The 16261-nt window shown below is 61.2% G+C and carries 10 protein-coding genes; 9 read left to right on the top strand and 1 reads right to left on the bottom strand.

Annotated features, from left to right (window positions below; translation table 11 throughout):
- The first annotated feature begins 7 nt into the window (after positions 1–7).
- From I6E81_RS13685 to I6E81_RS13660, 6 genes are all read left to right on the top strand, one after another.
- A complete protein-coding gene (locus I6E81_RS13685; RefSeq protein ID WP_197108931.1) occupies positions 8–979 on the top strand; it encodes a MoxR family ATPase in 972 nt (323 codons plus the stop codon).
- The gene (locus tag I6E81_RS13680; protein WP_307784176.1) at positions 976–2406 is read left to right on the top strand and encodes a DUF58 domain-containing protein; all 1431 of its coding nucleotides are present in this window, start codon (positions 976–978) and stop codon (positions 2404–2406) included. Before I6E81_RS13685 ends, I6E81_RS13680 begins: the two co-directional genes overlap by 4 nt.
- Positions 2403–4694, top strand: coding sequence for a transglutaminase domain-containing protein (locus tag I6E81_RS13675; RefSeq protein WP_197108930.1), 2292 nt, complete (start codon positions 2403–2405; stop codon positions 4692–4694). Before I6E81_RS13680 ends, I6E81_RS13675 begins: the two co-directional genes overlap by 4 nt.
- Before the next feature lie 82 nt (positions 4695–4776).
- Positions 4777–7770: an FHA domain-containing protein gene (locus I6E81_RS13670; RefSeq protein ID WP_197108929.1), complete on the top strand. Its 2994-nt coding sequence runs from the start codon at positions 4777–4779 to the stop codon at positions 7768–7770.
- A gap of 133 nt (positions 7771–7903) precedes the next feature.
- On the top strand, positions 7904–10876 hold the full coding sequence (locus I6E81_RS13665; protein ID WP_197108928.1) for an FtsK/SpoIIIE domain-containing protein: 2973 nt from the start codon (positions 7904–7906) through the stop codon (positions 10874–10876).
- 219 nt (positions 10877–11095) lie between these two features.
- A complete protein-coding gene (locus I6E81_RS13660) occupies positions 11096–12301 on the top strand; it encodes a PotD/PotF family extracellular solute-binding protein (RefSeq protein WP_197108927.1) in 1206 nt (401 codons plus the stop codon).
- Between the two features lie 21 nt (positions 12302–12322).
- Here the strand turns inward: I6E81_RS13660 and I6E81_RS13655 are convergent, their stop codons facing one another.
- Positions 12323–13306, bottom strand: a complete 984-nt coding sequence (locus I6E81_RS13655) for an asparaginase (protein ID WP_197108926.1) — start codon at positions 13304–13306, stop codon at positions 12323–12325.
- A 170-nt stretch (positions 13307–13476) separates the two neighbouring features.
- On the opposite strand from I6E81_RS13655, the gene I6E81_RS13650 reads away from it, so the two are divergent.
- The 3 genes from I6E81_RS13650 (at position 13477) to I6E81_RS13640 (ending at position 16211) form a co-directional block, all read left to right on the top strand.
- Positions 13477–13959, top strand: a complete 483-nt coding sequence (locus I6E81_RS13650) for an OsmC family protein (protein ID WP_197108925.1) — start codon at positions 13477–13479, stop codon at positions 13957–13959.
- A gap of 150 nt (positions 13960–14109) precedes the next feature.
- On the top strand, positions 14110–15093 hold the full coding sequence (locus tag I6E81_RS13645; RefSeq protein ID WP_197108924.1) for an FKBP-type peptidyl-prolyl cis-trans isomerase: 984 nt from the start codon (positions 14110–14112) through the stop codon (positions 15091–15093).
- A gap of 50 nt (positions 15094–15143) precedes the next feature.
- Positions 15144–16211, top strand: a complete 1068-nt coding sequence (locus I6E81_RS13640; protein ID WP_197108923.1) for a 1-deoxy-D-xylulose-5-phosphate reductoisomerase — start codon at positions 15144–15146, stop codon at positions 16209–16211.
- The last annotated feature ends 50 nt before the right edge of the window (positions 16212–16261 follow it).

The following is a 16261-nucleotide window of genomic DNA, read 5'->3' as shown; positions in this document are numbered from 1 at the left end:
GTGCGCTATGACCATGACTCCCGACGAAGCCGCATGGTTCGCGGAAAGCTTCAATCGACTCGTGACGAACGTCGAGCAAGTGCTGCTCGGAAAAACGTTCGTCGTGCGCCTTGGCTTCACGGCACTACTGAGCGAAGGACACCTACTTCTCGAGGACTACCCCGGAACGGGAAAGACGTCGTTTGCTCGCGCCATTGCTCAGAGCGTCTCGGGAACGACCAACCGCATCCAGTTCACTCCCGACCTTTTGCCGGGTGACATCACCGGTGTCAGCATCTTTGATCAGCGCGATAACAAGTTCGAATTTCACGCCGGACCGATTTTCTCCAACATAGTTCTCGCCGACGAAATCAACCGCGCAAGCCCCAAGACCCAGGCCGCTCTTCTTGAAGTGATGGAAGAGGGGCAAGTGACTGTCGACGGAGTCACGCACCCCGTTGGCTCGCCGTTCATGGTCATCGCAACCCAAAACCCTATCGAGCAAGCCGGAACGTATCGCCTGCCCGAAGCACAACTTGACCGCTTCTTGATGAAGGCCTCCATCGGATACCCCGACCGTGCGTCCACGCTGCGCATCCTCGACGGTGCCGGCGTCGCCGCACACTCGACCGCCATCGAGCCTGTCGTGAGCGCAGAACTCGTCGTCGAAATGGCGCAGCTCGCACGCACAGTGCACGTCGATCCCACAATCAACGACTACGTGAGTCGCCTAGTCGAAGCGACGCGAAGCGCTGCCGAAGTGCGTCTCGGTGTGAGTGTTCGCGGTGCGCTGGCATTGATCCGAGCAGCAAAGACTCTCGCAGCATCTAATGGCCGTCACTACGTTGTGCCGGATGACGTCAAGGCTCTTGCCGAATCGGTTTTGGCTCACCGTCTCGTCATCGATGCTGAAGCCGAGTTCGAGGGCGTTACTGCCTCAAGCGTGATCGCTCAGATTCTGATCGAGAACCCACCGCCCACAGAGCGGCAAGCCGTGTGAGTTCACTCCTCAACCGCTCGGCGAAAGGGCAGCCACAGTACACCGCGCCGGAACAATCAGGTCCGAGCGGCGATAAGTCACGCTCGGATGCAGACTTTCCCACCGCTATTCGTGGCCTCGACAATGCGCGAACGCGGCTCGTCGGTTACCGCACGGGGTTTCTTGCTGACCTGATTGTCGCGCTTGTCCGTTTCGCGGTGCTGGCACGCACGACCTTTTCCCGGTACGCCAAACGCATTACGGCAGTCGTTACCCCTGTCGGCTGGGTCGTGCTTGTGCTCGTGCCGGTCACGCTCATCGTGGGGTACACGATCGCCTGGCAAGAACTTGTCGTCGTAGGGTTTGCGCTCGCTGCAATCGCGCTCATGGCCGCGATCTATCTCTTTGGGCGCAGTCAATTAACGATCAGCCTTCACGTGGGACACCATCGTGTCGTCGTCGGTGAGCTCGCGACCGGCGAGGTACGGGGAGAAAACGAAGGCAAGCGGCGCAGTCTCGGCGTTATCGCGGAGATCCCCGTTGCGGCCACCTATGCCGAAGCCGTGTTACCGAGTTTGCGCCCGGGCAGTTCGGCGACTCACGAGTTTCCGATCCCTACTCATCGACGCGGTGTCATCACGGTCGGCCCCGTGCGCACGGTGCGTGCCGACCCGGTGGGACTCGTGCGCCGCGAGCTGGTCTGGACCGAGTCCGCAGAAGTTTTTGTGCACCCCCGCACCATCAGCATCCCGAGTGTGAGCACGGGACTAATCCGCGACTTGGAAGGTAACCCCACCAAGGACCTCGCCAACAACGACATCTCGTTTCACGCGCTGCGGGAGTACGTGCGCGGTGACGAGCGGCGCAACATCCACTGGAAAACAACAGCTCGTACAGGCCGCTACATGGTGCGCCAGTTTGAGGAAACCCGACGCAGCCATCTCGTCATCGCCTTGAGCTTGGCGACGACCGACTACTCGAACGACTACGAGTTCGAAATGGCAGTGAGCGTCGCTGGTTCGCTTGGCGCTCAAGCGATCCGGGATGCCCGCACGGTGACAGTCGTCGCGAGTGAGCAAACGCCGCAGTTTGCCAAGAGAAAGATCTTCGCGGTAAGGGCGCTTTCTACCCTCACTGGTACCCGCCTTCTTGATGACCTCACCCGCGTTCAACGTGCCGATACAGCGCTGCGCCTCATCGACGTCGCGCGCGTAACGTCAGAGCAGACCAGTGGAGTTTCTGTTGCGTTCTTGATCTGTGGATCGACGGTGACTTCGCAGCAGTTGCGTGCAGCGTCGACCAAATTCGCGACGAATGTCGAAGTGGTAGCGATTGTGTGTGACCCGGAAGCGGTTCCGGGGCTACGACGAGTTTCAGGACTCAGTGTGCTCACCATCGGGTATCTCGAAGAACTCAAGAGAGCCCTCGCACGATCGGCGGGTGCATGACCGCACCAGTCTCTCGATCCTTCGTTGTTGTCTCCGGAGCTCTGCTCTGGGTCACTGTCGCGCTCGCATCTGCAGCGCTGTGGCCGATTTATCGCACGACAGATCTCACCGTATTGATCGCTGTCGGCGTGCTTGCAGGCTCTGCGGTGGCCATCGTCTCGCTCTGGCGTCGCTGGTCATTCCTGACGACGTCGGTGGTCGCCGTGATCGTGTTCGTGGTCATCGGTGTTCCCGTGGCGGTCCCGTCAGAGACGCAATGGGGAGTCGTGCCGACACCCGAGGGCCTGAGCGACCTTGTGTTGGGTGTGGCGCTCGGATGGAAACAGTTGCTGACCATTTCGCTGCCGGTCGGAAACTATCAAGCTCTACTCGTGCCCGCCCTTGTTCTGGTGTTTTTCGGCACCGTTATCTCTTTGAGCGTCGCATATCGCACGGCTCTCGCGGAATTGTCTGTCGTGCCATCAATCGTCATTTTTGTCATGGCAATCGCACTGGGCCCGACCTACCCCGACCAGCCTGTACCTCTCGCGCTGGCGCTCCTGATTGTGATTGCGCTCGCGATGGTGTGGTTCCGTTGGCGTCGTCGTCGCGACACCGTCAATGCCCTTGAAGCAGCGATGGATGCGCCCGGAGTCGCTCGACGCAAACGCGAGTTCGGATTCGCCGGTGTACGCACCATGGTCAGCGCTGTCGTCATCTTGGCTATTGCCTCGGGAGTGGCGTTGGTGGCGGCGAACGTGGCACCGCCTACAAACAATCGTGCCGTGCTTAGGACGGCGATTGTGGAGCCATTCGATCCTCGCGATTATGTGAGCCCGCTTTCGGGCTTCCGTCGCTATTGGCAGCCCAGCACCGCGAACTCTGTGTTGTTTGAGGTGTCGGGAGTTCCGCTGGGTACCCGCGTGAGACTAGCGACACTCGATAGCTACAACGGTGTCGTGTATGCGGTGGGTAGCGGACGAGTCTCGAGTGAGTCGGGTTCGTTCTCGCGAGTGCCGTCTCGTTTCGATCAATCCGACGTTGACGGTGATCAGGTCGATTTGACGATCACGATCGCAGGCTATGAGGGCGTCTGGCTGCCTACTGTCGGCCTATTCGAGCAGGCCGATTTCTCCGGTGAGCGCGCACCGGATCTTCGTGATTCCTTCTACTACAACAAAGTTTCCGGAACGGCCGCGGTTGTTGGCGGAGTGGAGAGCGGAGATACCTACACGTTTGAGGGCGTTGTCCCGGTGCAACCGAGCGCCGAAGAACTCAGCACGGTAACGCCTGGGCTGGCAGAAGTGCCCCCGGTCCAAGATTCGCCGGAAGAACTCACCGAGCGGCTGGACCAATACGTTCGCGCGGTAACGACGCCGGGGGAGCGCCTCACCGCCATGCTCGACGGCCTCGCGGCCGATGGTTACATCAGCCACGGGGTCGGTATTGATGAACCCGCCAGTAGGTCGGGGCATTCTGCCGATCGTATTGCGGAGCTGTTTACTGCCCCACGCATGATTGGTGATGGCGAACAATATGCGGTGGCCGCATCCGTGATGGCGAATGAACTGGGATTCCCCACCCGCGTTGTTCTCGGGTTTATTACCTCAGATCCTCAAATTCGAGGCGACGACGTTTCTGCGTGGATCGAAGTGAACACAGCCGAGTACGGCTGGGTCACGATCGATCCCAACCCGCCGCTGCGCGAGATTCCGGAAGAGAATCCTGACGACATTGCGCAGGTTGCGCGGCCCCAAACTGTGGTTCAGCCGCCCGAAATTGAATCGGACACGACCAACCGCCAGTCGAATCCTGACAGCGAACAGGCGCTGCAACCTGACCTCGACCCTGTGCTCCAAGCCGTGCTCGCCGTATTGCGAGTTGCGGGCTGGACGCTGTTGGTGATCTTGGTCATTGCGGCACCTTTCCTGCTGATTATTGCCGCGAAGGTGCGACGCCGTCAGCTTCGTAAGCGTGCCGATTCGACGGTTGAACAGATCAGCGGTGGATGGCAAGAATTCGAGGATTCCCTCATCGACCACGGCTATTCGCCCCCCATATCGGGAACACGAACGGAAGTCGCTGCTGTGATGGCCACTCCGGATGCTCGCGGACTCGCCGAGCACGCTGACCGTGCGATTTTCTCCGGAGCTGAACCGGAAACTGTTGAAGCCGACGCGTTCTGGACGAACGTGACGGAACTGGAAACTCAACTCAATACTGGACTGTCGCGCTGGGCGCGGTTCAGGACCAAAATATCACTGCGATCGCTCGGTGGTTATAGTGTCACAAGTCTGTTTAAGCGATAGAGGACCACCCGTGAATTGCTCTTTCTGCGCGACGCAACTACCCGCCGATGCCGTCTATTGTGCGGAGTGTGGGCGGCCTGCGATGTCTCGTCGCGCCCGCCGGGGTGCTGTCGGAGGCGACGTGACCCCGCCTGCTGCTGTCGCTCCTGCGCGTTCTGAGCGCGCGGAAGTCGCCGCCGGTGAAACACCAACGAACCTGCGTCGCCGTCGGAATCGTGGGTCCGCTGCGGCTGATTCCGCTGCGGCTGCGGCTGCGACGAGCTCCGTTCCCGAACACGCTGAAGAGGCACCGGCTGGGCACAATCCGGCTACGGCATCCGATGGTGTGGATGCTTCTGCCCCCGTGCTCGCCGAGCTGGCGCCTGTCAGCGTAGAGAAGCCGGTGGACGTTGCCGAGAACGCGTCAACTGACGCTGTGGACATTGACGATGTCGACTCGGACAGCGACACAGAGCTGCCTGCGGCACTTCGCGATGCCTTGGTGTCAGCGCCTGACGTGCTGGCGGATGGCGCCCGCACGCTGCGGCTGGGTGACCCGCTTGTGCTCTCGGCTGCCGCTGACGTAGTTCGTTCCGAGGCTGATGCTTCGCGTGCAGAGCAATCCGCGGAGGCGGTCGTGTCTGACTCCGCCGACGTTGAGATCCCGAGCGATGCAGCGCCAGCTGCTGCGGACGAGTCTGAACACCCTATTCCGTTCGATGAAGACGGCCCCTATGACGAGGTGCTTCCGTTCGATGAGGACGGCCCCTATGACGAGGTCGCAAACCCTGCGCTTCTCACCTTCGACCAGAACCTCCCCGTCGCATCGTCTGCCGCGCCGGATGCTGAACCGTACTTCACGACAGTTGCTGAAGCGGCTGCTGCGCTTGCAGCCGAACCTTCCTCTGGCGGCGTAGTCGACGATGACTTTGTGCGCGAACAGCCACAATCTGACGCGAACGAAAGCTGGCGAGGTATGCCGGCGCCGATCCTCGAGGAATCGACTCCGCTCGCGGTAGATGCGGATTATGTCGCGGTCGCTGACGAAAAACAGGACACTGACGCTGCGCCCGAACCGGCGACCGACGAGGCTCCCGAGCGTGCGGTAGTTGAGCCCGTGGCTACTGTCGAGCCCGAGCCCGAGCCCGAGCCCGAGCCCGAGGCTGATGCCGAGCCCCAGGCTGATGCCGAGCCAGTCAGCAATGTTGAGCCCGTCGCCGAAATTGAACGGGAGCCCGAGCCCGCGGCCGCTGAATCGGAGGTTTCCGAGTTCGTGCGTGCCGAAGAAGTCGCAGCCGAATCTGCGGAAGAGCCCGAAACTCACTCGGAATCTCAGGCTGACACGGAAGCCGATGGGACGACGGCAGAGATCGACGTCGAAGCACACGAACCTAATGAACCGGAGCCTGTCGCAGAGTTTGTAGCGCACGATGCTGATGCTGCGGTTGGTGAGCCCGAGGCGCGCCTTGAAGCGCTTGTTGAGCCTGAACTGGCCGGATCGCCCGAGTCCGAGGCATCGCTCGACACGAAGCTTGAGTCCGGCGCCGACGCTGAAGTAGTGCTCGAACCGGAACTCGATTCCGCGCCAGAGCCTGAGCCCGAACCCGAGCCCGAACCCGAGCCCGAACCCGAGCCCGAACCCGAGCCAGAGCCAGAGCCAGAGCCAGAACCCGAACCAGAACCCGAACCAGAACCGCTAGTGGAACCTGAGCCGCTTGTAGAGCCAGCACCGCTTTCTCGGTCCGCTTTCGAGCCCGACTTGAGTAAGTTGGGTCGTCCTGAGGCTGTCGAAGAAGAGCCAGTGCGCCTTCACGTGAAGCCAGTACGTCCGTTGGGTGAGGAACCGCTCTTCACGACTGCAGACCGCTTGCGTGCATCCGCCTTCGCGCCCGTCGCCTCTGAACGTGTCGATAGCCAGCCAGCTCCCTCTGTGGTAGCCGGGCCCGAAGAATCGGCCGCTGTTGCAACCGGACCGGCACCCCACGGAGCAGGAGAGCACGGGACCCAACCGCGCGGTGAAGTCGCGGCGGCGGTAGCAGCTGTCCAAGCAGAGCCCGCAGTCGAGGAAGCGGCCGCACTGATTGGCTCATCCGTTGAGACGTGTCAGCAGTGTGGCACCGTTCTGGCTGAATCCGACATCTTCTGTGGCTCCTGCGGTTTCGTGCGTCACGGCGTTGGCCCTGGTGCTCGCGCCGCAGCATCCACGCCACACACCATCGTGCAGGAAGCAGCTTCTTCCGACGAAAGTGCACATGACCAGGTAGAGACGATCGACCACAGCGAGGTCACGGCTGCTGAAGCTCTCGTCCCCGTGGCCGAAGACTCGCACGCTCCGCTTGCGAACGACATGGAGCCCGATGCAGAGATGCCGGCGGCTACAGAGTCGGCCGCAGCGCCAGATGCTGAGGCAGCAGCCCCAGAAGCGCTGCAGCCAGTCGAAGCCGCAGCTCCCATTGCCGAGCAGTCAGTAGTGAGTGATGAGTTCGCCTCCGTGACTGAACCGGAGCCATTGCTCGAGCCGGAGCCATATTCCTCGGCGGCACCGGATCTGACAGTTGCACCCGATCTTGAGCCCGAAGGCGAGCCTGATGATGCTCTGGATGCCGCTGATGCGCTCTCTACGGGCTCGAAACCATTCTCGGTACTCGCTCCGCCTCCGAAGTCTCACCAGCGCGTAGAACTCCCCATCTCGCCGCCGGTGCCACTCGCATCCGTCGGCGCTGATGATGAGGATATTGAAGACACCCGGATCGTTGTTCGCAGCGTCACTGGTACTCGTTTCGTGCTCCAATTCAGCACGGGGGATAGCGTGATCGTGACAGGAACCGGCCTTGTCGGTCGTAATCCGATCCCAGAGCCTTCCGAAAAGTTCGACATCGTCGTGCCGATTACTGACCCCAGCAAGTCGGTGTCTAAGACTCACTTGGAGTTCGGGCAGATGAGTGGAGTGTTCTGGATCAGCGACCGGTATTCCGGAAACGGAACGATCGTTCGCGAGCCAGGCGGAGAGCCGAAGCGATGTGAGCCAGGCAAGCGCTACCGCGTCGTCCGCGGAACGCGAGTTGAAATCGGGGAACAGTTCTTCATCGTCAGCTAACGGGCTGCCGGCATTGAACGCAATGAGCGTATCGATCGCTGCAACCACCCCTGCACAGCATGCATTAAGCGGGGCTCTCCACTGACGAGGGCGCGCTCTGTTGTGCGCTAGCCAGCCCTGGTGAAGTAGGGACGTGACCGAATCTCGAACCCCTGACACCCGTGTTTTCTTGCCTGCTCCGCCGCAGGCGCCTGCCCCCTTTCGATTCCCGCTAGTGGCCGCCACGGTACCGGTGGTGGCGTCGGTCGCGATCTGGCTGATCACTGGCTCGACCTTTGCCCTCATTTTCGCCGCTTTGGGGCCATTGGCAGCGACCGGTAGCTACATCGATTCACGAGTGACGGCGCGCAGAACGAGGCGCGTCGAACGGGCACGCTTCTGTGCCGACACAGCCACAACGACGAAAGAAATTCGCGCCTACCATCGCCGCGAACTCGTCGAACTGGCTGAAAAAACCCCTGCGGCGATCATGTTGGTCAATGACGTACTCACTGATGCGTCGAAGTGGATGCGTGAGCCCCACGATGTCCTTCCCGTCCACCTCGGCTACGGCAGTGTACGCAGCAGCATCGCCATTGATCGCACTGCGGCGCATGACGCTGTGTCTCCAGACATCGAAGACACGTATCGGAGTCTGACGGAGCAGGCAGAGCATCTGAGTCGAGCACCGATTGCTGTAAACGCGCGCCTAGGTATCGCACTCTGTGGCAACAGCCCGATGGCGTTGTCACTGGCACGATCACTCGCGATCCAACTCGCTCGCACCCTCGCACCCACCTCAAGCTGGGTGCGACTCACAGGAGTGTTTGCAACAGAATCCTGGGGAGAACGACTCCCGCACCGACTGTTGCGTTCGAGTGGAGCAACAGAGCGGGGTGCGGATGCTGCTGGAACGGGCGGAGAGATCGCGAGCGTGCAGTGGGGAACGCTTGGCGATTCCCAGCCGCGCGTTTCCATCACGATAGTGGGGGAAGAAAACCAAGTGCCGAGCGGGCATCGCATTGTGATCCGCACGAACGCCGCGAGCGTGGCTGTGGTTAGACATCCTGACCGTCATCAACGCCGCGACTTCGAGCCGTCGTTCCTCGGCAGAGAGCAAGCGTTAGTTTGGGTACGAGCGGCACACGATATCGCTGCCCGCGATGGTCTTGCTTCGGGTCAGGATGTTCTTCCCGATTCACTTGCCTTCGATGAACTCGAGAAACGCCCCGTCTCGCTCCTCACCTCTCGAGTGGAATCTCGACGATCGCTAGCCGCGCGCCCCGCCGTCGCGGTGTCAGGAGAGCTCAGTATTGATCTTGTTGTCAACGGGCCCCACGCCATCGTGGGCGGCACTACTGGTAGTGGCAAGAGCGAACTCCTCATTGCGTGGGTGCTCGCGATGGCGGCCGAAGTGTCGCCAGACGACGTGACCTTTTTGCTCGTCGATTTCAAAGGGGGTTCCGCGTTTGCGGCCCTCACCCAACTGCCGCACACCGTGGGCATCATTACCGATCTTGATGAGACAGCTGCGGCGCGGGCCTTCGCGAGTCTTCGTGCCGAGCTCCGATACCGCGAGCGTGCGCTGGCTCAGGCCGGCGTGCGAGATATCTCAGAGCTCGCGAGTGTGCCGCGTCTCGTGATCGTGGTTGATGAGTTCGCGGCGATGATGGCGGACTACCCACAGCTGCATGCTCTATTCAGCGATATCGCGGCGCGAGGCCGCTCGTTGGGCGTGCACCTGATCCTCTGTACGCAACGACCTTCCGGAGTTGTGCGCGACGCGCTTCTTGCTAACGCGGACCTGCGGATCTCCCTTCGCGTCAACAACGGTGCCGATAGTTCGGCCGTCATCGGCAGCGATCGCGCCGCCGAGCTACCGGCGGACGCCAAAGGTCGTGCGTGGGTTGCCCATGGCTCGTCCTCGGCCGAGCTCGTGCAGTTCGCGCTCGTCTCGCCTCACGATATTCGTCACGTTGCTGAGCGTTGGCCCGTCTCTGCTCCGCCGAGACGGCCGTGGTGCGAACCGCTCAGCGAGCACGTCGCGCTCGCCGCGGTGCTGGCGGCGGAGGACAACGACAGCGCACCCTCGGATGCAGTGAACTCAGACACTCTCTATTTTGGGTTGACAGATCTGCCTGAACTTCAACGCCACGGGCGTGCTGGCTGGTCCTCAGCCGCAGACGGGCACCTGTTGATCGTGGGGTCATCTGGCAGTGGAAAAACAACGGCTCTCACCACGCTTGCCCACATCAGCACGGCAACGGTGATCGTCATGAGTGCCGAGCCCGCCGCCTTCTGGGACACGCTCGCAGGCGCCTACGGTCGACTCGACTACAGCGATGACGCAGCGATACCGCGGCCACCAAGCCACATTGTGATTGACGACATCGATGCCGTGCTCGCTCGTTTCGACGATGAATACCGGGCTGTCGTTGTCGAACGGCTCACTCGCGTGCTGAGGGAAGGCCCCGCTAATAACATGTGGGTTATTGCGAGCGCCCAACGAATCACCTCACCGCTGCAGTCACTCTCACAGCTGATGCCGAGCGTTCTTCGCCTGCGTTTCAGCAGTAGGCAAGAATTCATTCTTTCCGGCGGGACCACGGATGAGTACATCCCCGCGGTGCCAGCAGGAGGAGGCCTCTGGCAGGGCAAGAGAGTGCAAATCGCGCAGAGTGATCACTACCTTCCGGTGGCAGAACGAAGTGCGACAACGACGCTGTCGGGCACCGAGCACATTGTTGTCGTCAGCAGTCGCCCCTCGGTCACCGCAGCAGCGTGTGCTGCTGCTGGCTGGGAAACAAGGCACGTCGAAGGGGCACCGGGAGCCGAACGGGAGCTCTTGGTTAGCCCGAATGAGCCGAGTTCTCCCATCGCGATCATCGGATCAGTCGATGAATGGCAATCACGGTGGGGTGCCCTGGCGGCGTTGCGCCCCCACGCCACCATCGTGCTCGATGGCTGCACCCTCAGCGACTACCGCCAACTTGCCCGCACTCGCGAGCTGCCGCCGCCGCTGACGGCAGGCTCACGCGAGTACTGGTGCCTTAGCGAAACTGAACCAGTTCGCCGGGTGCGGCTGCCTCACGCCAGCCACAGCGAGGTTCTGGCCCCACACCGCTAGCTGGTGAGCACGGTGCTTGTGACCCCAGTGAGAACAGCGATCTCCGCAGCCACGACCAAAATCATGCGGTACCCGAATTGGGCACAATTATTGGGCGAATTTAGTTCGGAAACATGGAATTATTGCAACGAACCCGCAAGGCCCCTCCTAACTGGGGCTATAACAAAGCAGACCGCGCTCACTACCATCGGGGTAACTGGTGGGGGCGAAGGAGAAACAGTGACGAGACCACTTCCGCAGGATCCTGCGATCCAGCAGCTAATGCTGCAGGCGAAGCAATCTCAACTCAGCCGCAGGCGACTGCTGCAAGGAGCGGGGCTCGGTGCGTCCGCGCTCGCTCTCGCAGCATGTGCTGCGCCGGATGGGTCAGATGCGAATGATATTTCCGACAGCGACAACAAGCTCGTCTGGGCAAGCTGGCCGTCGTACATCGACGAAGACCTCAGCGGACGCTCTCCCACGCTCAAGGCTTTCTATGAGGAGACCGGCGTCGAGGTCGAATACAAGGCTGTCGTTGAAGACAACGTTGGTTTCTACCTGACGATGAAAGATCAGCTCTCGTTGGGCGAGCCGACAGGCACAGACATCATCTGTGTCAGCGACTGGATGGCAGCACGGCTCATCCGGTTCGGGTACGCCCAAGAGATGGACGCCGCGAACATCCCCAACAAAGTCAATCTCACAGAGTCGCTTGCGAGTCCCGACTTTGACCCTGATCGCAGCTACTCGCTTCCCTGGCAAAGTGGTTTTATCGGACTCGCGTGGAACGCTGAAGAGTACCCCCGTGGAGTGCTCTCGGTCGATCAACTCTGGAACGATGACCTCAAGGGCAAAGTTGTCGTCCTCGCCGAAATGCGCCACACCATGGGCATGCTGCTGCTTGCGCAGGGGATCGATATTGCCGAGGAAAACTGGGGTATCGAGGAATACAAGAAGGCAAGCGCCGTGCTCGAAGAGCACTTGACGTCGAAGCACATTCTTGGTGTTTACGGTAGTGAATACCTAGAGAAGCTCAAGTCGGGCGAAGCTATCGCCGGGTTCGCTCGCGCTGGAGACGTTGCCGTTCTCAATGCGCAAGCGGGTTACGAGAAATTTAAGTTCTTGCTCCCCGGTTCAGGCGGAACATTCTTCACCGACTCTCTCGTGATCCCTGCAGGTGCGGTCCACAAGGCGAGTGCAGAAAAGCTTATGAACTTCTACTACGAGCCTTCCGTCGCCACTGAAGTTGTGGAGTGGATTCACTGTGTGAGCCCCGTCGACGGAACGCTTGAGTACGCCATCGAGAACTTCCCGGCGCTGGCGTCGAATCAATTCACTTTCCCGAATGCGACGGCAATGTCGCGAGCGCGCACTTTCCGCACGCTCAGCACTACCGACGATCAGTCATTCAACGCTGAATTCCGCCGCATAACAGGCAAGGGTTAGCGCGCGAGTTCGCGGAGAGTTCTAGGCGAGCTCGAAACGGAGTTCGCCAACGGGTAGTCCACGGCCGAGCACCTGCTCGGTCGTGGCTGCCAGTACACCAGCCACAGCATCCGCATCGAGCGCGCCAGCTTCGGCCAACAGCGAAAGCCCGACGGGAAGCAGCGGTCGGATCGATCCGTCAAGAATCTTGAGGGTCACCGTGGTGCCGTCGGGGGCAGCGGCAATGAGCACGCCCTCGGCCCCGCGTTTCGCGATAATCCCGAGGGTGTCCATCGCCTCGGCAACCTGGGGCATGTCGAGTCCCCACGCGTTGGCCCGAATGGCGCTCACGAGGGCGGCGGCGTTCGGATCGGTGTCTGACGTGGCGGTAACCACGCGCTGAATGGCGGTGGCCAGTGAGACGAGGCTCATGGCAAAGACGGGAGCCCCGCATCCATCCGTTCCCTCATGGGCAAGCGGCTGACCCGTGAACTCAATCACCGTCTGCCGAATGCGCTCCTGCAGCGGATGCTCGTGCTCGAGGTAACTTTCTAGCGGCCACTCATTCACGACGCAGGCCGCCAAGAAGCTCGCGTGCTTGCCTGAACAGTTCATCGCGAGGCGACGGGGAGCGTCGGAGGCGCGTCGGGTTTCGGAGTCGGCTGGCCAGTCGGGTGGGCAGCGCAGGTCGTCTTCGGTAAGACCGTATGCGGCCAGAGTCGAAGCCACGACATCTTGGTGACGTTGGCTGCCGGTGTGGCTGGCGCTCGCTAGCACGAGCTGTTCGTCGGTGAGAGTGACGCCCGCACGAAGCACAGTGATCGCCTGCATGGGCTTGAGAGTCGAACGCGGGTAGATGAGAGCGTCGGGGTTGCCGAGGCGTCGTCGCTCAGTGCCGTCGGGGGAGAGCACTACAGCGGCACCCAAATGGCGTGACTCGATCATGCCCGAGCGTTCGAGTACGGCGAGTTGAACGGTGTCGTTAACGGTGAGAGCGGCAGCGGCAGTTGTCGAGGGGGAGTTCACTCTCCTACGTTATCGCCGCGAGAGCGCGTGTGGGCGCGGCAGCCTTCATGATGGGGAACGGTTTCGCTCACTCCCAGCGTTGACCGCTAGCGTGATGGCGAGAGAAGTTTTGCCCGATCGCCCAACGCGTTCGCCGATGCTGGCTGCTGAAGCTGGCCAAGGAGGTTCTGATGAACATCGACCACAATTTTGAAGTGCGCTTGGAATGGTCGGGAAACTTGGGTGAGGGCACCACGAGCTACCGTGGTTACTCTCGCCACAACGAGATCACAGCAGTGGGCAAGCATCCGATTGATGGCTCGAGCGCTCGCGTCTTTCACGGATCGGCGGATCGCTGGAATCCCGAGGAATTGCTCATTGCGGCGCTCAGCCAGTGCCACATGCTGAGCTACCTGCACGTTGCCGTGAGTCGCGGCATCGTCGTCACGGCCTATCACGACGAGGTTTCAGGCACGATGAAGCAGACGGATAACGGTGGCGGGCATTTCACGTCGGTCACCCTGCGACCCGTTGTCACGATTGCGGCCGGCAGTGTGGAAGATGCCATGGATGCTCACGCTGAAGCAAGCCAGAAGTGCTTCATTGCCTCATCCGTCAACTTCCCCGTGCTGCATCAGCCCCGCATCATTGTGGAGGCCCCAGCGGGGGAGTAGCGGCGGTGCGCGCCGGTTTCAGGAGCGCCGCAGCGTCTGTCATAGCGACTACAGGGCGAACTGTCGAGGTTTCGGCGGCGATTCCACACGCTTTGTACAGCCGCAGTGGGGCAGGATTGGTGCTCCGTGTTCGTGTTGTGAAGGGTTCTTGTGCGTAAAGCGATTCCATTTCTGTTGACCATCGGCGTTGTGGCGTCGCTTGCGGCGTGTTCTCCCGCAGATTCCACGACGGCAGAGGGATCTGGTGATTGCGTTCCGACGTCATCCGGCTCCGCTTCGGATGCCGTTGAGGTCAGCGGCGACTTTGGCGCAAAGCCTGAGGTCACGATCGACTTCCCGACCGACGTCTCAGAGACTGAGCGCACGGTTGCTATTGCCGGTGACGGCGATCTGCTCGCTGTTGAAGCATCGACAGCGAACGTTCAGTTTTCGCTGTACAGCGGCACGACCGGGGAAGAACTCTCCGCCACAACGTACGACGAGGCAGGTCTCACCCCCTTCCCCGTGGACGCCGAGCAGTTCTTGGTCGGAATCGTCAAGACCATTGAGTGTTCCACCGCTGGCTCACGCCTCGTCGGTGTTATTCCTCCCGAGGAGTCCTTTGCCGATGACGCCAGCCGCGAATCGCTCGGAGTCGGCGCAGATGACGACATCGTGTTCGTTGTTGATGTCATTTCCGTCGACGAGCCCGCTGAGCCTGCTCTTCCGCGTGCCGATGGCGAAGACCAGCCGGCCGTAGACGGATTCCCGGCTGTCGAGCTCGATGACGACGGTCGCCCGACGATCACCATCCCCGACACTGACGCGCCCGCCGAGCTCGAGGTTGCTGTGCTCAAGCAGGGCGCTGGCGAGACCGTCGAAGAGAACTCGGATGTCGTGGTCCACTATGTGGGCATGAACTGGACTACGGGCGAAATCTTTGATGAGAGCTGGGCTCGCGGTGAACCTTCCACGTTCAACACTGGCCAGGTTGTCAGCGGGTTCAAGACTGCACTCGAAGGTCAGCAAGTCGGATCGCAGATCATCGCTGTTCTTCCGCCAAGCGAAGGCTACGGCGAAGCAGGCAATGAGAGCGCAGGTATTGCGGGCACCGACACGATCGTGTTTGTCGTTGACATCCTCGGTCTCGGCTAATTCCGCTTCAGTATTGGCGCACATTTGTGCGAGCAAACTAAAGTAGCGGGATGCGCAAGATAATTCTGCTCGGATCGACGGGCTCGATCGGCACGCAAACCCTCGAAGTTATTGAGGCAAACCGTGATCGATTCGAGGTCGTCGGTCTGGCGGCAGGCACTAACCGCACGCTCGTCGAAGAGCAGGCGGCACGTTTCGGAGTAAAGCACATCGCGTTCGGCGCTGAGCAGGCGGCGCAGTTGGTGCGGGATGTCCCTGCCGATGTCGTCGTGAACGGCATCACCGGTTCTGTGGGCCTCGGGCCAACGCTCGCGGCGCTCGAATCCGGTGCCACGCTGGCCCTCGCCAACAAAGAGAGCCTCATCGTCGGCGGTGAGCTCGTCATGTCCCGGGCGAAACCCGGCCAAATTGTTCCTGTCGACTCGGAGCACTCGGCGATCGCTCAAGCGTTGCGCTCGGGCGAACACTCAGAGGTGCGGCGCCTGGTGCTCACGGCATCCGGCGGTCCCTTCCGTGGTCGTACCCGGGAGTCGCTCCAGAACGTGACTCCGCGCGAAGCGCTCGCCCACCCCACGTGGGATATGGGTCTGGTGGTGACGACGAACTCGTCGACGCTCGTCAACAAGGGTCTCGAAGTGATCGAGGCGCACTTGTTGTTCGGCGTGCCCTATGACCGCATCGCGGTCACCGTGCATCCGCAGTCCATTGTGCATTCGATGGTTGAGTTTGTTGATGGCTCGACGATCGCTCAGGCGAGTCCTCCCGATATGCGGTTGCCGATTTCTCTTGGTTTGGCGTGGCCGGAACGAGTTGCCGGTGTTGGAGCGCCACTCGACTGGACGACGACGAGCACGTGGAACTTCGAACCACTCGACAACGAGGTGTTCCCGGCTGTTGAAATGGCAAAGGCCGTTGGCGCCGCAGGCCTCACGTTCCCGGCTGTGTTCAACGCCGCGAACGAGCAAGCGGTGCTCGCGTTCCACGCCGGCGCAATCAGCTACCTCGATATTTTGGATGTCGTTGAGCAGGTTGTGCAGAGCCACGATGCAACCGAGCTCACTCTCGAGGCGCTCGCGGCTGCCGAGTCGTGGTGCTGGCGACTCAGTCGCTGCCCCTGAACTCGGCGTCGCCCCGGGAGAAACGCCGGGATTCGCGGTCGGCGCGAACT

Origin of the sequence: Salinibacterium sp. NG22 (assembly GCF_015864925.1) — a bacterium.
Classification (GTDB): Bacteria; Actinomycetota; Actinomycetes; order Actinomycetales; family Microbacteriaceae; genus Rhodoglobus.
This window is presented reverse-complemented; position numbering and strand designations above follow the sequence as displayed.